The organism is Streptomyces sp. NPDC048338 (genome assembly GCF_043201055.1).
GTDB lineage: Bacteria > Actinomycetota > Actinomycetes > Streptomycetales > Streptomycetaceae > Streptomyces.
This window is the reverse complement of the sequence record NZ_JBICYQ010000011.1, coordinates 143,403-165,413: the sequence shown is the minus strand read 5'-3', so window position 1 is coordinate 165,413 and position 22,011 is coordinate 143,403. Positions and strand designations below refer to the sequence as shown.

At 72.4% G+C, this 22,011-nt stretch carries 17 protein-coding genes; 10 read left to right on the top strand and 7 right to left on the bottom strand.

The features are described from left to right. Positions 1-39 precede the first annotated feature (39 nt). Entirely contained in the window at positions 40-633 is a 594-nt protein-coding gene (locus ACGFZF_RS25330; protein WP_393557589.1) for a TetR/AcrR family transcriptional regulator, read from the bottom strand. Between the two features lie 121 nt (positions 634-754). After that, positions 755-2,290: a serine/threonine-protein kinase gene (locus ACGFZF_RS25325; protein ID WP_393557587.1), complete on the bottom strand. Its 1,536-nt coding sequence runs from the start codon at positions 2,288-2,290 to the stop codon at positions 755-757. A 130-nt stretch (positions 2,291-2,420) separates the two neighbouring features. Between ACGFZF_RS25325 and ACGFZF_RS25320 the strand changes: the two genes are divergently transcribed. Beyond that, positions 2,421-3,002: a TetR/AcrR family transcriptional regulator gene (locus tag ACGFZF_RS25320; protein WP_393557585.1), complete on the top strand. Its 582-nt coding sequence runs from the start codon at positions 2,421-2,423 to the stop codon at positions 3,000-3,002. 314 nt (positions 3,003-3,316) lie between these two features. Continuing rightward, entirely contained in the window at positions 3,317-4,477 is a 1,161-nt protein-coding gene (locus ACGFZF_RS25315; RefSeq protein WP_393557583.1) for an agmatine/peptidylarginine deiminase, read from the top strand. 28 nt (positions 4,478-4,505) lie between these two features. On the opposite strand, the gene ACGFZF_RS25310 is transcribed toward ACGFZF_RS25315, so the two are convergent. Further along, positions 4,506-5,231, bottom strand: a complete 726-nt coding sequence (locus tag ACGFZF_RS25310; protein ID WP_393557581.1) for a TetR/AcrR family transcriptional regulator — start codon at positions 5,229-5,231, stop codon at positions 4,506-4,508. Positions 5,232-5,409: 178 nt separating this feature from the next. On the opposite strand from ACGFZF_RS25310, the gene ACGFZF_RS25305 reads away from it, so the two are divergent. Further along, positions 5,410-7,146: an amidase gene (locus ACGFZF_RS25305; RefSeq protein ID WP_393557579.1), complete on the top strand. Its 1,737-nt coding sequence runs from the start codon at positions 5,410-5,412 to the stop codon at positions 7,144-7,146. A gap of 233 nt (positions 7,147-7,379) precedes the next feature. Here ACGFZF_RS25305 and ACGFZF_RS25300 read toward each other — a convergent pair whose 3' ends face one another. Next, positions 7,380-7,799, bottom strand: a complete 420-nt coding sequence (locus ACGFZF_RS25300; protein WP_356602356.1) for a YjbQ family protein — start codon at positions 7,797-7,799, stop codon at positions 7,380-7,382. A 281-nt stretch (positions 7,800-8,080) separates the two neighbouring features. Here ACGFZF_RS25300 and ACGFZF_RS25295 point away from each other — a divergent pair, with 281 nt between their 5' ends. The 5 genes from ACGFZF_RS25295 to ACGFZF_RS25275 all read left to right on the top strand — a co-directional run bounded on the left by ACGFZF_RS25295 (position 8,081) and on the right by ACGFZF_RS25275 (position 13,300). After that, positions 8,081-8,965, top strand: coding sequence for an ABC transporter permease (locus ACGFZF_RS25295; RefSeq protein ID WP_393557576.1), 885 nt, complete (start codon positions 8,081-8,083; stop codon positions 8,963-8,965). Next, complete coding sequence (locus tag ACGFZF_RS25290; protein WP_393557574.1) at positions 8,938-9,681, top strand: ABC transporter ATP-binding protein; 744 nt, start codon at positions 8,938-8,940, stop codon at positions 9,679-9,681. Before ACGFZF_RS25295 ends, ACGFZF_RS25290 begins: the two co-directional genes overlap by 28 nt. Positions 9,682-9,698: 17 nt before the next feature. Continuing rightward, positions 9,699-10,730: an ABC transporter substrate-binding protein gene (locus tag ACGFZF_RS25285; RefSeq protein WP_393557572.1), complete on the top strand. Its 1,032-nt coding sequence runs from the start codon at positions 9,699-9,701 to the stop codon at positions 10,728-10,730. Continuing rightward, the gene (locus tag ACGFZF_RS25280; protein WP_393557570.1) at positions 10,730-11,941 is read left to right on the top strand and encodes an LLM class flavin-dependent oxidoreductase; all 1,212 of its coding nucleotides are present in this window, start codon (positions 10,730-10,732) and stop codon (positions 11,939-11,941) included. The genes ACGFZF_RS25285 and ACGFZF_RS25280 overlap by 1 nt, the downstream gene beginning before the upstream one ends. Positions 11,942-12,052: 111 nt before the next feature. After that, the gene (locus tag ACGFZF_RS25275) at positions 12,053-13,300 is read left to right on the top strand and encodes an FAD-dependent oxidoreductase (protein WP_393557568.1); all 1,248 of its coding nucleotides are present in this window, start codon (positions 12,053-12,055) and stop codon (positions 13,298-13,300) included. Between the two features lie 54 nt (positions 13,301-13,354). Here the strand turns inward: ACGFZF_RS25275 and mltG are convergent, their stop codons facing one another. Together mltG and ACGFZF_RS25265 are read right to left on the bottom strand one after the other, a co-directional pair. Continuing rightward, positions 13,355-14,209 (bottom strand): endolytic transglycosylase MltG, encoded by an 855-nt coding sequence (gene mltG / locus ACGFZF_RS25270; RefSeq protein WP_393557566.1) that lies wholly within the window; start codon positions 14,207-14,209, stop codon positions 13,355-13,357. Positions 14,210-14,498: 289 nt separating this feature from the next. Further along, positions 14,499-16,445: an ABC transporter ATP-binding protein gene (locus tag ACGFZF_RS25265; protein WP_393557565.1), complete on the bottom strand. Its 1,947-nt coding sequence runs from the start codon at positions 16,443-16,445 to the stop codon at positions 14,499-14,501. A 293-nt stretch (positions 16,446-16,738) separates the two neighbouring features. Here ACGFZF_RS25265 and ACGFZF_RS25260 point away from each other — a divergent pair, with 293 nt between their 5' ends. Beyond that, positions 16,739-17,158 carry a MarR family winged helix-turn-helix transcriptional regulator gene (locus ACGFZF_RS25260; protein ID WP_393557869.1) on the top strand — a complete coding sequence of 140 codons (420 nt, stop codon included), beginning with the start codon at positions 16,739-16,741 and terminating at the stop codon, positions 17,156-17,158. Between the two features lie 36 nt (positions 17,159-17,194). After that, the gene (locus ACGFZF_RS25255; RefSeq protein ID WP_393557563.1) at positions 17,195-20,119 is read left to right on the top strand and encodes an FAD-binding and (Fe-S)-binding domain-containing protein; all 2,925 of its coding nucleotides are present in this window, start codon (positions 17,195-17,197) and stop codon (positions 20,117-20,119) included. A gap of 112 nt (positions 20,120-20,231) precedes the next feature. On the opposite strand, the gene ACGFZF_RS25250 is transcribed toward ACGFZF_RS25255, so the two are convergent. Beyond that, a complete protein-coding gene (locus ACGFZF_RS25250) occupies positions 20,232-21,836 on the bottom strand; it encodes a peptide-N4-asparagine amidase (protein ID WP_393557561.1) in 1,605 nt (534 codons plus the stop codon). Positions 21,837-22,011: the final 175 nt, after the last annotated feature.

Sequence of the window (22,011 nt, the reverse complement as noted above, 5' to 3'; positions counted from 1 at the left end):
ATGACGCGATTGTTGAAATTCCAGTCAGTGCATGACAGGTCAGCGGGAAGCGTCCGGGCGGCCCAGTCGTTCGACCTCGGCCTCGATGGCCTCGCTCATCAGGGTCCGGGCGTGGGAGATCTGGAGAGTGCCACTGAGCCAGCGCATGCTCAGCCCCTCCAGAAGGGCGGTGAGCCGTTCGGCGGAGGCCGCGAGGGCGACCGCCGGGGCCGTCGGCCGGACACCTCCCAGCAGGGCCGCCACCTCCTGGATCCAGACCAGAGTGGCTCGTGCCAGGTCTTCGCGCAGGACTTCGTCGAAGACGGCGCTGGCCCGCAACTCGCCCCAGGCGCTGCTGTTCTCCCTGACCTCGGTGGTGTCCTGGAGTTCCAGCAGGAGTGTCTGGTCCAGTTCCTCACGGGGGCTGAGCGGCTCGGCGTCCGGGTCGCGGTGGGTGGTGTAGCGCCCGGCGCGGTCGTTGATGAACTCCAGCGTCTTGAGCAGGATCCCGGTGCGGTCCTTGAAGTGGTAGTAGATCAGCGCGGTGGACACGCCCGCCTCGGCGGCCAGTTCCTCCACGCGCAGGCCACGGACCCCGCGCCGGGCGATCACCCGGGCGGCGGCTTCGAGAATCTGAGTGCTGCGAGACGCCATGGCCCGAACCATACCGGGCCCCTCCCGCCCGGGAGATCACGGCCCTGACCAGTGACGGAAGAGGCAGAGCCGGTACACGCCGCACGTCGTACCGGTCGAGCGGGGCGGCGGCCGCGAGCCGCTACGTACGGTGGTAGCGCTCGAACGACGCGGTGACCCGACCGTCGGGCCGGGCCTCCACCAGCCGCACGACGACGATGTCCCGCTCGTCGGGACTACGGACGCAGAAGGGGCGCTCGCCGGCCAGATCCGCGTAGGCGATCCGGGTGACCGGGCCCGTCTCGATGCCCTGTACGCAGTCGGCCGGGCCGAGTTCGTATCCCGCCGGAACGAAGGCGTCGCCGTCCTCGGGGAGCACGAACTCCGAGGCGTCAGGCGCCAGATACCAGGAGGCCGTATCCGCGGGAACGACCTTCCCGGCCTTCAGGTCGAATTCGTACGTGCCATCGGGCGAGGTCAACTCGACCTCGTTGCTCCGTGTGTAGGAGGAGGGCCGGGCAGGACCGTCACCCGTGTCCCCGGCCGATCCGCTCGCCCGCAGCAGGGGAGCGAGCAGATGAACGGCACCGCCGATGAGGGCGAGGACCGCGAACGTCGCCAGAACCTTCAGGACCGGACGCCGCCCACCCCTCCTCGCCCGACGCGGAGAGGGAGCGCCCTCGATTCCGGGGGCGGCGGGAGCAGGAGGGGGTTCCGGGGCGGTCAGGGTGACGTGCGCGTGTACCGGCACCGGTCGCTCCGCCGTCTCCGCCCGCCCCGCCACCTCGCCGCCGATCGATCGGGGCAGCCAGCCGTCGGTGAACTCCGGCCGGGGCCCCACCAGGGGATGCGCGTGGACGGCTGCGATCAGGTCCGCCGTCCCGGGGCGGCCCTCCGGCCGCTTGGCCAGGCACCAGGCGACGAGGTCCCGCAGGTCGTGGGGCACTTGAGTGAGGTCGGGCTGTTCGTGGACGACCCGGTAGAGCGCCGTCGACTCCGGTCCCGCCCCGAAGGGGGCTTCCCCGCTCGACACGTACGCGACGAGCGCCCCGAGCGCGAAGACGTCGGTCGCCGAGGACACCGGCCGCCCCAGCGCCTGCTCGGGCGCCATGAACGCCGCGGTCCCGATCCGCAGCCCCGTACCGGTCAACGCGCCGGCGTCCGCCGCACGCGCGATGCCGAAATCGATGACGCGGGGTCCGTCCTCGGCGATGAGGACGTTGGCCGGCTTGAGATCGCGGTGGACGACGCCGGCCCGGTGAATCGCCTCCAGTGCCTCGGCGATGCCGGCCACGAGGAGCAGGACCGTTCGCACCGGCAGCGGGCCGTGGCGCTGGACCACCTGGTGCAGGGACGGTCCGGGAACGTAAGCGGTGGCGAGCCACGGGGTCGGGGCGTCCACGCCCGAATCGACCACCTGGGCGGTGAAGAGACCGTGGATGCGCCGCGCGCTGGCCACCTCCTGGGCGAAGCGCTGCCGGAACTCGGGATCGCCCGCGAAGTCCTCCCGCACCGCCTTCAGCGCGATCGGGCGGCCGCCGGGGGTGTGGGCCAGGTACACCACGCCCATGCCGCCCGAGCCCAGTCGGGCATGGAGTCTGTATCCGCCGATCTCGCGGGGGTCGTCGGCCGACAGCGCCGCGTGGGCGGGCCGGTCACCGGAAGGCTGAGCGGACATGTGAGGGCTCTTTCGACGATACGGAACGGCTGGCGCGGGGCGGCCGATCGGATCCGCACACAGTGACTCTAACTAAAGATTCAGTCAATATGCGACACTGTCGGTTCAGACCGCTTCAGGAGGGGAACGCGTGGCGACCGACCGCAGAAGGGCCATCCTGGAAGGCGCCGCCCGGGTCATAGCCCGGCACGGGGTGCGCGGACTGCGCATGGAGACGCTGGCGGCCGAGGCCGGGGTGTCCACCGCGCTGATCTACTACCACTTCAAGGACCGGGCCGGCACCCTTCGCCACACCCTCGAGTTCATCAGCGACCGGGCCGACCGGTACACCTGCGACGGAGACGGCACCGCCACCCCCCGCGACGCCCGGCAGGAGCTGGAGCAGTCCCTCCTCCTGGAGTTCCAGGACCTCCCCGAAGTCCGCGAGAACAGCATCGCCTGGGGGGAGTTGCGGGCCAGCGCGATCTTCGAACCCGAACTGCGCGGAGATCTCGCCAGGGCCACCCTGATGTGGATCCACGACGTCGCGGACCTGCTGGGCCGCGTTCGCCCCACGGCCCCGGCGCCGGCCCTCACGGCTTCCGCGGAAAGACTCACCGGCCTGCTGGAAGGGCTCAGCACCCGCTGGCTCAGCGGCGCCCTGCCCCTGCCCCACGCCCACGAGCTGGTGAGAGAAGCCGTCTCCGTCGAGATCGAGCGCCTGATCCGCTGACGACGCAGGGGGGCGGGCCGGACCTGCACCGACGGGGCGGACGCCCGCCGAGAACCGACGGGCGAGTGACGACATCGAGTTTGACTGAATTATCAGTCAGTGTCAGAGTGGCGACACGAAGGCCGTATCCGCCCTTGCGGTCGAGGCGATTCCCGAGGCATCGGATGCACTCTGTCCCCAGGGGGTGTTTGTCACCCCTCAGGGCAGCGCGTCAACCGGCCTCAGGCGACGGGCCGCGATCACCCCTCCTCATCTCGCACGATGCCCGTCGTCACCGGACGCCTCGCCGCGCACGTTCACGATCGGAGACCCCGATGTCCGACTTCCTCTCCTCCCGCCGCTCGGCCCTGCGAGCGATCCTCGGAGTCGGCGCGCTCGCCTTCGGCGCCGCGGCCTGTGGGCCCGGTGATCCCGGCAGGTCGGCCGGTTCCTCCCCCACGGGTCCCGCCGCCCAGGCGGGCGAGGACCGCCGCCTGGGCGCCGAGTGGGAGAGCCACGCCCGCACCTTCATGTCCTGGCCCGCCCTGGAGTCCGTCTGGGAGGACGACCTCCTCTACGTACGGCAGGACATCGCGCGTGTCGCACGGGCCATCGCGGAGTACGAGTACGTCGTGATGATGGCCCGGCCGGACCAGCAGGCCGCGGCCCAGAAGCAGTGCGGTTCCGGTGTCGAGGTGATTCCACTGCCCGTCGACGACCTGTGGGCCCGCGACACCGTCCCCGTGTTCGTCGAGGAGGAGGGGGAGGTCGTCGGCGTCGACTTCAACTTCAACGGGTGGGGCGGCAAGCAGGTGCACACGAACGACGGGCGGGTCGGCCAGGCCCTGCCGGCGAAGTACGGGATCCCCCGCGTCGAGGCGCCCCTCGTCGCCGAGGGCGGCTCGTTCGAGACGGACGGCGAGGGGACCCTGCTCATCACCGAGAGCTCGATCGTCAACGACAACCGCAACCGCGGCAAGAGCCGCGACCGGATCGAGGACGAACTCAAGGAGCTCCTGGGGATGGAGAAGGTGATCTGGCTGAAGGGCGTGCGCGGCGAGGACATCACCGACGCCCACGTCGACAGTCTCGTGCGGTTCACGGCCCCCGGGGTGATCCTGCTGGACCGGGCCTTCCCGGGGACGCCCGCCGACTCCTGGTCGCGCTCCTCGGACCAGGCCATGTCCGTGCTGAGCGAGGCGACCGACGCACGGGGCCGCCCCTTCGAGGTCATCGACCTCCCGCAGCCCGATCCCGACCGGATCACCGGCTACAGCGACGACTTCCTGTCGACCTACGCGAACTTCTACATCGGCAACGACGCGGTCTACGTGCCCAAGTTCGGCGACAGGAAGGCCGACGACCGGGCACGGGGAATCCTGCGGGAGCACTTCCCCAGGCGGGACGTCGTGCAGGTGAACATCGACACCATCGCCACCGGCGGCGGCGGAATCCACTGCGCCACCCACGACCAGCCCGGCAAGCCGGTCGACTAGGCCGGGACAGGACCTAGGTCCTGTCCCGTCATCGCCCCTGACCGGCGGGACGCAGTTCGCGTCGGAGGGCGGACAGGGCGAACGCGTGTGCCGAGGTGTGCCGCCAGCGGGACCGTCCGAACATCACGTCCTCGGAGAGCCCGCTCAGCATGGCCACGGCCCGGATGGTGAACTCGGGGAGGTCCACGTCGGTGAAGTGCCCCGAGTCCCGGCCCTCACGGAGGATGGCTTCCAGTCGTTCGTCCCAACCGTCCAGCAGCTCGGTGAGGATCTGCCGACCCGCTTCGTCATGGCGCTGGGCCAGCACCTGCGTCCACAGCGCGTAGCGTTCGTCTCCCGGGTGGCGGGGCAGGTAGAAGCGGACGAACAGGTCCAGCTTCTCGGCAGGGGATGCCGCCCGGTCGGCGGCTTCCTGGAACCGGGTCCAGAGGTCCGCCTGACTCCAGGCGAGAACCTCGAGCAGGAGCCGGTCCTTCTTGCCGAAGTGGTAGAGGATGTGCCCGGTGCTCATGCCGGCCCGCGCGGCAATGTCCGACATCCGCAGGGCGGCCGTGCCCTTCTCGGCGATGACGCTGATGGCGGCCCGCATGGCCCGCTCCCGCGCCTCGTCCCCGCTGGGCTGACGTTTCCTGTCGATCGGGACCCGGGCCGCGCGCCGCGCGGCGGCGTCGGACCCGCCGTCTGCCGAGCCGACCGCGCCGTTCGACGGGGGAAGGCGGTCGGGCGATGCGGGCCCGGTCTCTGACGTCGGCATGAGCTCACTCTCGGTTCCGGAAATTCAGGTCCCAAGTCTAGGTTCCAGTAATCTAGACCCTTAGTCTAGACTGAAAATCTAGTTAGAGCGATGGGGAGTGTGCCGCCCGGTCCTGTGCGCGGTCGCCCCCACGGCCCAGCGGCCCGCCTGCCCTACTCACCACCCCGGAGACACCCGTATGACGCGCGGATTCGATGTCGTGGAAACCTGTATCGCCGACCTGCGCGCAGCGCTGGAGAAGGGCGAGACGACCGCGGTGGCGCTGCTCGACGCCTACCTCGCGCGGATCGACGCGTACGACCGGCCCGGGACGGCCACCGCCCTGAACGCGATGGTCGTGATGAATCCGCACGCCCGGGCCGAAGCGGAGGCGTCCGACGCCCGCCGCGCCCGCGGCGAGACGCTGGGCCCGCTGGACGGCATTCCTTACACCGCCAAGGACAGTTATCTTGCCGAGGGGCTCACGGCAGCGTCCGGCTCCCCGGCCTTCGAACACCTCGTCGCCCAGCGCGACGCCTTCGCGATCGAGCGGCTGCGCGCCGGCGGCGCGGTCCTCATCGGCCTGACCAACATGCCGCCGATGGCGAACGGCGGCATGCAGCGTGGCGTGTACGGCCGCGCGGAGAGCCCGTACAGTGCCGACTGGCTCACCAGCGCCTACGGCTCCGGCTCCTCCAACGGCTCCGGCACGGCGACGGCGGCGTCCTTCGCCGCGTTCGGCCTCGGCGAGGAGACCTGGTCCTCGGGTCGCGCTCCCGCCTCGAACAACGCGCTGTGCGCCTACACCCCCAGCCGCGGCGTGATCTCGGTCCGCGGCAACTGGCCCCTCGTACCGACCATGGACGTCGTGGTCCCGCACACCCGCACCATGGCCGACCTGCTCGAACTGCTCGACGTCGTCGTCGCCGACGACCCGCACACGCGCGGGGACCTGTGGCGCGCACAGCCGTGGGTGGCGCTGCCCTCGCCTTCGCAGGTACGCCCCACCTCCTACCCGGCCCTCGCGCCCGCCGACGCCGGGGCCGCGTCCGCCGCGCTCGCCGGCAAGCGCGTCGGCGTGCCCCGGATGTACATCAACGCGGACCCCGCAGCCGGAACGAACCCCGACGGAGGCATCGGCGGCCAGACCGGGCAGCGCATCGACACGCGCCCCTCGGTGATCACCCTGTGGGAAGCCGCCCGCCGCGATCTGGAGGCGGCCGGCGCCGAGGTGGTCGAGGTCGACTTCCCCGTGGTGTCCCACTACGAGTCCGACCGCCCCGGAGCACCCTCGCTGCTCACCCGCGGTCTGGTCAGCCGCGAGTACCTCGCCTTCGAGATCGAGGACCTGTCCGCCTGGGCCTGGGACGACTTCCTGCGCGCCAACGGCGACCCGGCACTGTCCACCCTGGCCGACGTCGACGGTGACCGCATCTGGCCCAAGCAGGAGGGCGAACTGCCCGACCGGTACGACGGCTTCGACGACACGATCGGCGAGTACCCCCGCTTGGTGCGCGAGCGCCCGTACGCGTCCCTCGCCGACATGCCGCTCCTGGAGCAGGGGCTGCGCGGCCTCGAGGAGACGCGCCGCGTCGACCTGGAGCTGTGGATGGACGGACTGGGCCTGGACGCGGTGGTCTTCCCCGCGGTCGCCGACGTCGGCCCCGCCGACATGGACGTCGACGTGTCGTCCGCCGACCTCGGCTGGCGCAACGGCGTCTGGGTCGCCAACGGCAACCTGGTCCCCCGCCACCTCGGCATCCCGACCGTGACGGTGCCCATGGGCACCATGGCGGACACCGGCATGCCCGTCGGGCTGACCTTCGCGGGCCGCGCCTACGACGACAACGCCCTGCTGTCCCTCGCGGCGGCCTTCGAGAAGACCGGCAGCCGGCGCACGGTGCCGCCGCGCACACCGCTCCTGCCGGCGGAGTGACCCGACGGGGGCCCTCCGGACGGATCGCCACAGCCGGCAGCGGAAACGGGCGGCCGACCGCGCCATGGGCAAGGCATGGCGCTCGGCCACGTCCCCCGCGCTCGGATCGGCGGCCGCCGACGAACGGATCCCCTCATGAACCGGGCACTTCGGCTGCCGCACGTCCCTGAGTCCCGGGCAGGCCGACGTCACCGCGCACGGACGATCCTGCCCGGGCGGGGCCTGCCCCAGGGCTATCCGAGGAAGCTCAGCCGCACCTGGCGCTCCGGGTTGTCCTTGTTCGTGTCGACCAGGCAGATCGACTGCCACGTGCCCAGCTGCACGCGGCCGGCCACCACCGGGACCGTCGCGTGCGGTGGGACCAGGGCCGGGAGGACGTGGTCGCGGCCGTGACCGGGGGTGCCGTGGCGGTGCTGCCAGCGGTCGTCGGCCGGCAGGAGGAGATGGAGGGCGGCCAGCAGGTCCCGGTCGCTGCCCGCGCCCGTCTCGAGGATCGCCAGGCCCGCCGTGGCATGGGGGACGAAGAGGTTGAGGAGGCCGTCGAGGCCCGGGGCCGTCTCGGTGAGGAAGTCGGCGCAGGCGGACGTCAGATCGGTGACCGACTCGTTCGTACCGGTGGTCAGGGTGAGGACGCGGGTCGCGAAAGTGGACATAGGGTCATCCTGCCGCCCGTACCGCAAGATCGCGCATCCACACTCCGAGACGCCGTTGACCGCGACCGGAACAGGCCGCTACGTTCGCGCCATGTTGCGTACAGCCCTGCTCACCACGCGCGGTCACATCGACCTGCTGCGGGTGGCCTCCGCCGCCTGTCGTCGCGGCTGCTGACGCCTTCTCACCTTCTGACGCAGTGACCACCGTGGTCGCGCGGATCTTCCGCGCCCACGGGCGCTGACGCGTACCTCCCTCTCTTCTCCCTCTCCCGGAGCTCTCCATGACGGTCGGCCACGCCCCGCCCGAATCACCGCCGGACATATCCCCTATTTCAGAGGATCGACCTCCGCCCTCCACCGAACTGGAGGAGCTGACACCCGATCGCCGATCGGGTCGCGGCACCGCCGTGCCGCGCTGGCTCCGCCGCACCGTCGGGCCGCTGCTGCTGCTCGCGCTCTGGCAGGTCTTCAGCTCGACCGGTGTCCTGCCGGCCGACGTGCTCGCCTCTCCCGGGACCATCGCCCGGGCCGCCGGGGAGCTCATCGGCGACGGGACACTGCCCCACGCGATGGGCGTGTCCCTCCAACGCGTCGCCGTGGGACTGCTGTTGGGCGGCACGATCGGCGTGTCCCTGGCCCTCGTCTCCGGCCTGTCCCGGCTGGGCGAGGACCTGGTGGACGCGAGCGTGCAGATGCTGCGGACCGTGCCCTGGGTCGGCCTGATCCCGCTGTTCATCATCTGGCTGGGCATCGGCGAGGCCCCCAAGGTGGCGCTCATCGCGCTGGGGGTGGCGTTCCACCTGTATCTCAACGTGTACGCGGGAATCCGCGGGGTCGACGCCCAACTCGTCGAGGCGGGCGAGTCGTTGGGGCTCGGACGATGGGGACTGATCCGGCACGTCGTGCTGCCCGGCGCGCTGCCGGGCGCCATGACCGGCCTGCGGTACTCGCTGGCCACCGCCTGGCTGGCCCTCGTCTTCGGCGAGTCCATCAACGCCGACGCCGGCATCGGCTTCCTGATGAACCAGGCACGGGAGTTCTTCCGCACCGACGTCATCGTCGTCTGCCTCGTCGTCTACGCCTTCCTCGGCCTGCTGGCCGACGCCGTCGTCCGCACTCTCGAAAGGCTGCTGCTCCAATGGCGACCGACCTTCACCGGGCAGTGACCCTCAAGGGGCTGACCCGCTCCTTCGACGGCCGCCCCGTCATCGACGACCTCGATCTGACTCTGAACGCGGGCGAGTTCACGGCGCTCCTGGGACACAGCGGCTGCGGCAAGTCCACGCTTCTGCGGGTCCTGGCCGGCCTCGACCGGGACATCTCCGGCACCGTCCTCGTCCCCAAGCGCCGGGCCGTCGCGTTCCAGGCCCCCCGCCTCATGCCCTGGAAGCGGGTGTGGCGCAACGTCCTGCTGGGACTCCCCGGCAGGCCCGACCGGGCGGTGGCCGAGCAGGCCCTGGAGGAGGTCGGTCTGGCCCACCGGACCGGTGCGTGGCCCAAGACGCTGTCCGGCGGCGAGGCCCAACGCGCTTCACTCGCACGCGCGTTGGTTCGCGAGCCGGATCTGCTGCTGCTCGACGAGCCGTTCGGCGCCCTCGACGCCCTCACCCGCATCAAGGCCCAGCGACTCGTCGCCGACCTGTGGCAGCGGCGCGGCTGCGCGGTCCTGCTCGTCACGCACGACGTCGACGAGGCCCTGCTGCTCGCGGACCGGGCGCTGGTGATGCGTGACGGCGTCATCGCGTACGACACACCCGTCGCGCTCGACCGGCCCCGCGCCACCGGCGACCCCGCGTTCGCCGCCCTCCGCACCCGCCTGCTCGCCGAACTCGGCGTCGACGAGGACGCCGCCGACGGCGACGCCTTCCGTCCCGCCGCCTGAACACGAAGGAACACCCCGTGAAGCGCTCCCTCCTGCCCGCCGCCCTGCTGCTCCCGCTGGCTCTGCTCGCCTCCGCCTGCACCACCGCCTCCGTCGCCGACTCCGCCTCGAACTCCGACGGCAAGGGATCGCTTGTCCTCAACGTCGGCGACCAGAAGGGCGGCTCCGAAGCCGTCCTGCGCGCCGCCGGAGAACTCGACGACCTCGGCTATCGCATCAAGTGGTCGACCTTCACCTCCGGACCACCCCTCCTGGAGGCGGTGAACGCCAAGGCCGTCGACTTCGGCTCCGTCGGCAACACGCCGCCCGTCTTCGCCGCCGGCGCGAACTCGAAGATCACCGTGATCGCGGCGACCCACGGGGACTCGGCGGGCGAGACGATCCTGGTCCCCTCCGACTCCCCGCTGCGCAAGCCCGAGGACCTGAAGGGCAGGACGGTCGCCGTCGCCCAGGGCAGCTCCGCCCACTTCCAGCTGATCGCCTCGCTGAAGCGGGCCGGGCTCTCGCTCGCCGACGTCAAGGTGAGCCTGCTCCAGCCGGCGGACGCGCTGGCCGCGTTCACCAGCGGGAAGGTCGACGCCTGGGCCGTCTGGGATCCGTACACCTCGCAGGTCCTGCAGAGCGGCAAGGGCCGCGTGCTGACCGACGGCCGCGGCGTGGTCAACGGGCTCGGCTTCCAGGTCGCCTCGCCGTCGGCGCTCGCCGACAAGGAGAAGGCGGCCGCGATCGGCGACCTCGTCGAGCGGCTGCGCCGGGCCCTGGACTGGGTCCACAAGCACCCCGAGGCGTGGGCCAAGGTCTGGGCGAAGGAGACGGGCCTTCCGTACGAGGTGGCGCTCGCCGCGGTGAAGCGCAGCAACGGAACCCGGATCCCGGTCGCCCTGGACCGGGCCGCCATCGACTCGGAACAGAAGATCGCGGACACCTTCGCCGAACTGGGTCTGATTCCCAGGCGGTTCGCATTCGCCGACTACGTCGACGACCGCTTCGACAAGAACCTGCCGCCGTCCACCACCCCGGCGCGGCTCTACGGAAAGGGCAACTCCTGATGAACGTCCATCTGCACTGGTTCCTGCCGACGGGCGGCGACGGCCGCACCCTGGTCGACCGGCACGCCTACACCGACGGAGGGATCACCCGGCCGCGTACGGTCAGTGGGGTGCGGGCCCCCGACATCGAGTACCTCGCGCAGATCGCCAAGGCGGCGGAGCGGCTGGGCTTCGAGGCCGTGCTGACGCCCACCGGGACGTGGTGCGAGGACGCCTGGCTGACGACCGTGGCGCTCGCGCAGCACACCGAACGCCTCAAGTTCCTCGTCGCCTTCCGCCCCGGCGTCATCTCCCCCGTGCTGGCCGCGCAGATGGCGTCGACCTACCAGCGGATCACCCGCGGCCGGCTGCTGCTGAACGTGGTGACCGGCGGCGACTCCATCGAGCAGCGGCGCTTCGGCGACCACCTCGACCACGACCGGCGCTACGCGCGCACCGCCGAGTTCCTCTCGGTCGTGCGGGGCGTGTGGGCCGGGAAGCCGTACGACTTCGACGGCGAGCACTACCAGGTGGAGGGCGGGCTCACGGCGCTGCCGCCGGACCCGCTGCCGGAGATCTTCTTCGGTGGTTCGTCGGAGGCGGCCGGCCCGGTCGCGGCCGAGCACGCGGACGTCTACCTGACCTGGGGCGAACCGCCGTGGCAGGTCAAGGAGAAGATCGACTGGATCCGCCGGCTCGCGGAGGAGCGCGGCCGTACGGTGCGGTTCGGCATCCGGCTGCACACGATCTCGCGCGACTCGTCGCGCGAGGCGTGGGCGACGGCGGACCGGCTGCTCTCCGACCTCGATCCGGAGACCGTGGCCGCGGCACAGCAGACGCTCGGCCGCAGCGAGTCGGTCGGGCAGCAGCGGATGCTCGCGCTGCACCGCGGCGGTTCGCTGGAGCGCGACAAGCTGGAGATCTCACCGAACCTCTGGGCGGGCGTGGGACTCGTCCGGGGCGGTGCCGGCACCGCGCTGGTGGGCAGCCACGCGGACGTCGCCGACCGGATCGAGGAGTACCACGACCTGGGCGTGGAGCACTTCGTCCTGTCGGGATACCCGCATCTGGAGGAGGCGTACTGGTTCGGCGAGGGGGTGACGCCGGAGCTCGCGGCGCGCGGCCTGCTGCCGACCATCCCGGCGTCGCCCCTGCTCGGTGTCCCCGCGTCCAACGGCAGGCCGGCCTCCGCTCCGGGCGGAGCGCCGCTGCTGGTCGGGGGCGGGAGGTAGGCGGACCGGCCGGCCGCGCGGGGGCCGCCCGCGCGGCCGGCCCGCGAGCGGGCGCCGTACGGGGGCGCCCGGTCCGGGAAGATCCTCGCGCGCACCACGGTTAGTGGAATCGTGAACGATTTCGAGGCGAAGACGACGGTACGGGACATCGACGTGGTCGTGATCGGGGCCGGTCAGGCGGGCCTCTCGGCCGCCCACCACCTGCGGCGCACCGGTCTGCGACCCGACCGGGACTTCGTCGTCCTCGACCGCGCGCCCCGCCCCGGCGGCGCCTGGCAGTTCCGCTGGCCGTCCCTCACCTACGGCAAGGTGCACGGCATGCACGCGCTGCCGGGGATGGAGCTCGCCGGCGCCGACGCGAGCCGGCCCTCGTCGGAGGTGATCGGGGCCTACTTCACCGCGTACGAGGAACACTTCGACCTGCGGGTCCACCGGCCCGTCGAGGTGTCCGCGGTACGCGACGCCGGTGCCGGCGCCACCCCCGACCCGGACTCGGACATGACGGGGACACCCGGTCGACTGCTGGTCGAGACGTCCGAGGGGACGTACCGCGCCCGGGCGCTCATCAACGCCACCGGCACCTGGAACCGCCCGTTCTGGCCGCGCTACCAGGGACAGGAGACCTTCCGCGGGCGTCAGCTGCACACCGCGGACTACCCCGGGCCCGAGGAGTTCGCGGGCCTGCGGGTGATCGTGGTCGGCGGCGGCGCCTCCGGCACGCAGCACCTGATGGAGATCGCCGAGGTCGCGGCGCGGACCACCTGGGTGACCCGGCGCGAACCGGTCTACCGCGACGGCCCGTTCGGCGAGATGGAGGGCCGGGCGGCGGTCGCCCTGGTCGAGGAGCGGGTGCGGCAGGGGCTGCCTCCGCAGAGCGTCGTCTCCGTCACCGGCCTCCCGCTCAACGACTCGATCAAGCGGGCCCGGGAGCAGGGCGTCCTGGACCGCAACCCCATGTTCGACCGCATCACGCCCACCGGAGTGGCCTGGGACGACGGCCGCACCGTGGACGCCGACGTGATCCTCTGGGCGACCGGGTTCCGCGCCGCCATCGACCACCTGGCACCGCTGAGGCTGCGCGAGCCGGGCGGTGGCATCCGGGTGGACGGCACGCGCGCGGTCCGGGACGAGCGCGTCCACCTGGTCGGCTACGGTCCGTCCGCCTCGACCATCGGCGCCAACCGGGCGGGCCGGGCGGCCGTCGGCGAGATCCGGCGCCTGCTGCGGCGCGAGGAGCGGGAGGATCGGGAGCAGGTCGGGGTGCCGGGGCAGGACCGGGCGCAGGCGCCGGAGGAGGCCGACGGGACACTGCGGGACCGGGCGGGTGCGCGGGGCGCGGAGGCGTTCGCCGGCCGCTGACGCGGGGGCCTTCGGCATCCTGGCCGTCCGGCCTCCGGCCGGAGCGCCGATCCGTCAGTCCGCCTTCGCCGCGCCCCGCTGTGCGTTGAAGTCGGCCACGTTGGCCTGGTGTTCGGCGTAGTCCGCGGTGAACCGGGTGTCGCCCGGCTTCACGGTCACGAAGTAGAGCCAGTCCCCCTTCGCGGGGGCGATCGCGGCCGTCATGGCGTCCTCCCCCGGGTTCCCGATCGGCGTGGGCGGCAGCCCCGCACGGGTGTAGGTGTTGTACGGGCCGGGGATCCGGGTGTCCGCCCGGGTGACGTCCACGGTCGAGCGTCCGAGGGCGTAGTTCAGGGTCGAGTCCATCTGGAGCGCCATGCCGCGGGCGAGGCGGTTGTGGACGACCCTGGACACCTTGGCCATGTCCCGCGCGCTGTCCGCCTCGGCCTGCACGATGCTCGCGACGATCACGGCCTGGTACACGCTCAGCCCGTTGCGCCGGGCGCCGGTGGCGAACCGGTCGGCGGCGAACCTCTTCTTGGCCGTGTCCACCATGTAGCGCAGCAGGGTCCGCGGCGTCGTCCCGGCCGGCACGGGATAGGTCGCCGGGAACAGATAGCCCTCCGGGTTGCCCGCTGCGGCGGCCGGGAGTCCGAGGGTGGTGCCGTCCCCGCCCGCCGCTCCGCGGGTCGCTCCCGCCGCGAGGCCGAGGGAACGGTCGACGGCCGTGTACACCTGTCCGGCACGCCATCCCTCGGGGATCAGCAGGGTCCGCGGCTTCTCCACCGCGGGCTCGTCCCGTGTCAGCAGCAGGGGCAGGGTGATCGCGGCGGCCACGGCGACCGCGAGTGTGACGAGCACCGTCAGCCGGCCGCGGCGGGTCAGCCGGGTGCGGCGACGGCGGGCGGGCTGCCAGGACCGGTGCGTCATGCGCGCACGCTAACCCGGTGTCCGGGCGAATCCGCGGACCCCGCACACGCGGCGGCGCCGTCGGCCCCCTGGGACGGGGGGCCGACGGCGCCGTGGCACTGCGATCGTCAGACGAGCCAGCCCAGGAAGTGGAGGACGCCGGCGAGCAGGTTGGTGATCACGTTCATGGTGGTGCTTCTCCTCGTACAGGTGCATCAGTGGGACTGCGCAGTCACGGTCTGCAGCCCGTCGCTTGCGCACCGTCATCATCGTGCGGCGCACGGGAGTGGGGCAGCGAAAAGCGGAACGATCACACGTTCTGGGGAACAACCGCTCCCGCGTTCGTCTGTTCGCTTCCGGCGCCAGGGGCGGCATCGGCTCCGGCCCCTTCGACGCCTGCATCGGTGCCCGCGCTCCCGGCCTGCGGGGCGCCCGCCGCGGCGGCGCCGGTGGCGGATTCCGCGTCCCGGCGCACGAGGCCGGCGTATCGGCCGTCCTGGGCGAGGAGCTGCTCGTGCGTACCGCGCTCGGCGATCCGGCCGGACTCCAGGACGACGATCTGGTCGGCGTCGCGCACGGTGGAGAGCCGGTGCGCGATGGTGATCGTGGTCCGCCCCGCGGAGAGCGCGTCGATGGCCTGCTGCACCGCGTGTTCGGTGCGGGTGTCCAGCGCGCTGGTCGCCTCGTCCAGGATCAGCACGGGCGGGTCGCGCAGGATCGTCCGGGCGATCGCCAGACGCTGCTTCTCGCCGCCCGAGAAGCGGTAGCCCCGCTCGCCGACCAGGGTGTCGTATCCGTCCGGCAGGGAGTCGATGTGGTCGTGGATCTGCGCGGCGCGCGCGGCGGCTTCGATCTCCTCGTCCGTGGCGTCGGGCTTGGCGAAGCGCAGGTTGTCGGCGACCGAGGCGTGGAAGAGGTAGGTCTCCTGGGAGACGACGCCGACGGCCCGGGCGAGGGTGTCGAAGTCCAGGTCGCGCACGTCGACTCCGTCGAGCAGCACCCGCCCGCCGGTCACGTCGTACAGCCGGGGAACGAGGTAGCTGAGGGTGGACTTCCCGGAGCCGGTGGCGCCGACGACGGCGAGGCTGCCGCCGGCCGGGACGGCCAGGTCGATGCCGCCGAGCGTCGCCGTGCCGGGCGCCTCGCGGTCGTAGTGGAAGTCGACGCCCTCGAAGGCCACCTCGCCGCTGATCTTCGGCAGCCGGACGGGCTCCTCCGGCTCCGTGATGTCGACGGGCAGGTCGAGGTACTCGAAGATGCGCTGGAAGAGGGCCAGGGACGTCTGCATCTGCACGCCGGTGGACAGCAGGCTCACGGCGGGCCGGAAGAGCCCCTGCTGGAGCGAGACGAAGGCGACCAGCGTTCCCAGCGAGATGGCGGGCCCGCCGGACTGGAGGGCCAGCCCCGCGGCCCAGTAGATGAGGGCGGGCATGGCGGCCATGACGATGCCGATCGTCGACATCCGCCACCGGCCGGCCATGGAGGAGCGCACTTCGAGGTCGACGAGGCGCTCGGACTCCTCGGCGAAGGACGTGGTCAGCGAGTCGGCGCGGCCCATGGTCCGGCCGAGCAGGATGCCGCTGACGGAGAGGGACTCGGTGACGGTCGCGGCCATGGCGGCCATCTGCTTCTGGCGCTGCGTGGTGATCTTCTTGCGCTCGCGGCCGACCCGGCGGCTGATCCAGACGAACACCGGCAGCAGGAGCAGCGAGACGACCGTGAGCCGCCAGTCGAGCGCGAGCATGGCGACGACGGTGGCGACGACGGCGGTGAGGTTGGAGACGAGCGAGGTGGCGGTCGAGGTGACCGTCGCCTGCATGCCGCCGATGTCGTTGGCGATCCGGGACTGGACCTCGCCGGTGCGCGTGCGGGTGAAGAAGGCCAGCGGCATCCGCTGGAGCTGGGCGTAGACCGCGGTCCGCAGGTCGTGCATCACCCGCTGTCCGACGGTGGTGGAGATCAGGGTCTGCAGCACGCCGAAGACGCTGGTCATGACGGCCGTCGCGATCATGCCCAGGGCGAGCAGGCTGAGCAGCCCGGTGCGCCCCTGGGGGATGGCGGTGTCGAGGATCTCCTTGAGGAGGAACGGCGAGGCGACCGAGACCAGCGACGAGGCGCCGACCAGCAGCCCGACGACGGCGAGGCGCCCGCGGTAGGGCCGGAAGAGGCGCAGGATGCGCCGGACCTGCGCCGGCTCCTTGGGCTCCGCGGGATCGCGACTGGGAGGTGTCCAGGTGGACTGTTCGTGGGGGTGCATGGGCTCCTACGAGAGGTGAGACAGTACGGCGGATGAGAGCATAGCTCATTGTTACCTATACTCACAATGAACCAGGTCCTGATATCGTTCCGGGCATGAGCACCCCGGTTCCCGGCATGAATACCCCGGACGCCCCGAGCCTCCCGCACGGCGCGGACGTCCCGCAGGACACGGACCTCCCCGCAGGTGCGGCGGCCCCGGACGAACCGCGCCCCCCGGCGGCCACCGGCCCGTCGGGCGGCACCGACGGCCGCGTCGGCACCGTCCGCACGGGCGGCACCGACGCCGACGGACTGCTGGCCGAGCAGCTGCTCCGCCTCACCCGCCGCCTGCACCGCATCCAGAAGCAGCACCTGGAGCCGGTGGGCATCACCCCCGCTCAGTCCCGCCTGCTGCGCACCGTCGCGCACTACGACCGTCCGCCCCGGATGGCGGATCTCGCCGCCCGTCTGGAGGTCGTCCCACGGGCGGTGACCAGCCTCGTCGACGGTCTCGAAGCCGCCGGCCGGGTGCGCCGGGTCGCCGACCCGACCAACCGCCGGGTGGTGCGGATCGAACTGACCGACGCGGGACGCGCCACGCTGCGCGCGCTGCGCAGCGCGCGCCGGGCCGCCGCAGAGGACATCCTTGCTCCATTGACCGTCGATCAGCGCGAGGAGCTCGGAGGTCTGCTGTCCGCTCTGGTCGACCCCGGGCCGGAGCGCCGCTGCTGACCTCGGGGCACAGGGAGCGCCGAGGGGAGCCGTGCCATGCCGCTGCTGGAGCCGAACCCGCAGGCCCTACGCCCCGGTGGGCGGCGCAGACCGGCTCCGGACCGGGTCCCCGACCTCCAGGCCCAGGGCACGCCGCGGCATCTGCGGGAGGAACTGGCCGCGGTCCTCGGCGCGGAGAAGGTGCTCGCGACGGTCTCCGATCTGGTGCGGTACGCCTCCGACGCCAGCCCCTACCGGTTCGTCCCGCAGGTCGTGGTGGTCGCGGAGGACATCGACGACATCTCCGCCGTGCTCTCCTACGCGCACGGCAAAGGCCGTGAAGTGGTCTTCCGGGCGGCCGGCACCAGCCTGAACGGTCAGGCTCAGGGCGAGGACATCCTGGTGGACGTGCGCCGGCACTGGGTGGGCGTCGAAGTCCTGGACGACGGCGCCCGGGCCAGGATCCGGCCCGGCACCACCGTCGTGCGCGCCAACGTCGCCCTCGCCCCGCACGGCCGGGTCCTCGGCCCCGACCCGGCCAGCGCGGTGGCCTGCACGATCGGCGGCGTCGTCGCCAACAACGCCTCGGGGATGACGGCCGGGACCACCCGGAACTCGTACCGGACCGTCGCCTCCCTCACGTTCGTCCTGCCGAGCGGCACCGTCGTCGACACGGCGGATCCGGACGCCGACGAGGAGCTGTCCCGCGCCGAGCCGCGCCTGTGCGCCGGGCTGCTGGCGCTCAAGGCCGAGATCGAGGCCGACCCGGAGCTCACGGCCCGGATCCGCGCCAAGCACACCATCAAGAACACCAACGGCTACCGGCTGGACGCCTTCCTGGACGGCGCCACCCCGGTGGAGATCCTGCGCGGGCTGATGGTCGGCTCGGAGGGCACCCTCGGCTTCATCGCCGAGGTCGTCTTCGACACCCTGCCGCTGGACCGCAAGGTGTCGACGGCGCTGCTCTTCTTCCCCTCACTGCCGGCCGCCGCCGCGGCCGTGCCGCGCTTCAACGACGCCGGGGCGGTCGCGGTCGAGCTGATGGACGGCAACACGCTGCGGGCCTCGGTCAGCGTGGCCGGGGTGCCGGCCGACTGGGCGGGACTGCCGCGGGAGACGGCCGCGCTGCTGGTGGAGTTCCGCGCCCCGGACCTCGCGGCCCTGGAGACGTACGAGGAGAGGGCGGAGGGCGTCCTGGAGCGGCTGGAGCTGGTCGCTCCCGTCGCCTCGGTCGACAACGCCTTCACCCGCGACGCGAGGACGATCGCCGGGTACTGGAAGGCGCGCAAGGCGTTCGTGACCGCGGTGGGCGGTTCGCGGCCGGCCGGTACGACGCTGATCACCGAGGACTTCGCGGTGCCGCCGGCCCGGCTGGCCGAGGCCTGCGCCGCACTGCTGGACCTGCAGGCCCGGCACGGCTTCGACGCGGCCGTCGCCGGGCACGCCGCGCACGGGAACCTGCACTTCCTCCTCGCCTTCGACGCCGGTGAACCATCGGACGTCGAGCGGTACGCGACGTTCATGGACGCGTTCTGCAAGCTGACCGTGGAACGCTTCGACGGCTCGCTCAAGGCGGAGCACGCCACCGGGCGCAACATCGCGCCGTACCTGGAGCTGGAGTGGGGGCCCCGGGCGACGGAGCTCATGTGGCGCACGAAGGAGCTGATCGACCCGGACGGGGTACTCGCCCCGCGGATCGTCCTGGACCGCGATCCGCACGCGCACCTGCGCGGTCTGAAGACGATTCCGAGGGTCGAGGCGATCGCCGACCCGTGCATCGAGTGCGGCTTCTGCGAACCGACCTGCCCCAGCCACGACCTGACGACGACTCCGCGCCAGCGGATCGTGCTGCGCCGGGAGATGCTGCGGCAGCGCGACGGGTCCCCGGTCGAGACGACCCTGCTGGAGGAGTACGGCTACGACGCCGTGGACACCTGTGCCGGCGACTCGACCTGCAAGCTCGCCTGCCCCGTGGGGATCGACACCGGGGCGCTGATGAAGGAGTTCCGGCACGAGCGGCACTCCGCGCGTGAGGAGCGCATCGCCGCGCTCACCGCCCGGCACTTCCGTGCCGTGGAGGCGGCCGCGCGGCTCGCGGTCGCCGCGGCCGACCGGGTCGGCGACCGGTTCCCGGCGTCGGTGACCGCCCTGGCACGCAGGGCGGTACGGCCGGACCTCGTACCGGAGTGGCTGCCGGAGATCCCCGGTGCGGCGCCTCGCCGCCTTCCGCGCACCCACCGTCCGGCGGCGGTCGCCGTCTACTACCCGGCGTGTGTGAACCGGATCTTCGGCGGTCCGGCCGGCCGGCGCGGCCCCTCGCTGCCCGAGGCGGTGGTGACGCTGTCGGCCCGGGCCGGAAGGCCGGTGTGGATCGCCCAGGACGTCGCCGGGACGTGTTGTGCGACGATCTGGCAGTCCAAGGGGTACGTGCGCGGCAACGAGCTGATGGCGAACCGGATCGTCGAGGCGGCCTGGGGCTGGACGGCGGGCGGGCGCTTGCCGCTGGTGGTCGACGCCTCCTCGTGCGCCTTCGGCATCGCGCACGAGGTGGTTCCCCATCTGACCGAGGAGAACCGGGAGCTGCACGCGGAACTGACCGTGATCGACTCCCTCGTGTGGGCGGCGGACGAGTTGCTGCCGCGACTGACGGTGCGCCGCAAGGTCGGCTCGGCGGTGGTCCATCCGACGTGCTCCATGCGGCATCTGGGGGACGAGGACCGGCTGACCGCGCTCGCCGCCGCCTGCGCCGACGAGGTCGTGGTGCCGGCCGACGCGGGCTGCTGCGCCTTCGCCGGCGACCGGGGCATGCTGCATCCCGAGCTGACGGCCTCAGCGACGGCCCGTGAGGCGGCGGAGGTGACGGCGCGGCCCTTCGACGCGCACCTGTCGGCCAACCGGATGTGCGAGATCGGGATGGACCGGGCGACCGGGCGGAGCTACGAGTCGGTGCTGCTGGCCCTGGAGCGGGCGACGCGCCCCTGACCGGGGGCGGGCGGCGCCGTGCCGACCGGCGCCGGGCTCCGCGGCCGGCGCGCGCGGCGCCGGGTTCGGGAAGCCCCGGACCCGGCGCCGCCGCGCCCCGCGGCGGGGGTGTTCAGCAGCGCCGGCGGTCCTCCGTGACCGTGCCCTGGACGGTCTTCAGGCTCCGGTCGTAGCAGCCGTCCGAGCCGTACACCCGGTAGCGCTCGGTCGTCGTCCCGACGGCGTGACGCTGGTCGCGCGGCACTCCGGTGGTGTAGGTGGCGTCGCCGCCGTAGGTGTCGTCGAGGTGCGAGAAGGACAGCGGCCTCCCGTCGCGCAGGACGACGGTGTCGACGCGGTCCCCGAGGGTGAGGACGGTCCGCAGGCGGTCCCCGGCACCGACGGTCGTCTCGCCGTCCATGGTGGAGGCGCGGTGGGTGCGGGTGCTGGTGCGGCCCACGGTCACGGTCTCGTCGTCGGTCCACCGGGCGGTGAGGGCGTCGGGGTTCTCGCCCTCGCCCCAGCGGTGCACGGAGGTGTTCGCGAGGGTGCGGGTGACGGTGGTCTCGACGCGGCCGTGCGAGGTGTCCAGGTGGCCGGCGACCGTGAGCCGGTGGCCGCCGTCGGTGTCGAGGCGGTGGATCTCACCCGGCGTGTGCACCGAGGAGTTGCGCGGGGCGGAGGCCTCGTACCGGTCGAGCGCGCCGGTGACGACGGCCCGGCCCTCGTCCTGCCACAGGAGCAGGTTGGTGGGGGTGGACCAGCCGGTCTGCCCGGCGGGCACACCGGCCACCGACACCTCCACACGGTGGGCGCGGCCGTCGTTGAGGAGGGCGGCGAAGGGGGTCAGGTCGTACACGACGGGCCGGACGTCGAAGGCGCGCGGGCCGGGAGTGACGTACCAGAGGAAGGGGTTGGACCAGCCGCCGGTCCACACGGTCGGGAACGGGGCGGCGATGCCCGCGGTGCGGCCGTCCACGGAGATCCGCACCTCGCGGTACGGGCCGTCGGTCGCCTTGCAGGAGTAGGGGGCGGCGTCCGGGACGGTCAGGTACCAGTACTCCTCGCATCCGCCGCCGGAGCCGGTGGCGTACACCTCGGCCAGCAGGCGTTCGGTGTTGCGTGGGGTGGTGACGGTCGCGGCGTCGAGCGGGATCACCCGGTCGGGGGTGTCCGCGACGGGCGCCGTCCTCCCCCGCGCGGTGTGGAAGGTGAGGGTGACGCGGACGTCGAGGACGCCGGTGTAGGTCTCGTTCACGACATTGCCGATGAGCATCTCGACCGGCTGGGGACGGCTGAGGGTGTCGCGGTAGCGCGTGACGTCCTTCTCCACCGACCAGGTGATGCCGTCGGGCGAGGGCTGCGGAGTGGAGGTGCGGAAGATCTCCACACCGCCGACCGCGACGTGGCCGAGCCGGTCGTACTGACGCCCCTTCACCTGTCCTTCGAGGCGCAGGACGACCTTGTTCCAGCGGGTGCCGCACTCCTTCGGCGGGGTGTAACTCCCTTTGTACGGAGTGAAGTCGCGGAACTGCGCGGCGGCGAGGACGACCTCGCAGGAGCGGGTGCCGGGGATCGTGACGGGCGGCGCGGCGGTCACCGGGTCGTGCCAGTCGCTGGTGAACTCGGGGGGCGGGGTGCCGGTCGGGCCGTCCGCCGCCGCCGGCTGCGCGGTGAGGAGGGCGCCGGCGGCCAGCACGAGCCCGCCGATCATGCTCATGATCTTCTGAGGCCTCATGGCAGGCGAGTGAAGCGCGGGGCGTCGGTGACGTCCAGAGGGCGTCGGGGGATCTTGGCGCGTTCTGTGCCGATTGCCAGAAAATCGATTGCCGCCCCCGGCGCCGGAGGGCCAACCTTGCACGGTTTGGAGCCCCGGCCACCGTCGGGGACACGCACCGGAAGACCCTGGGACG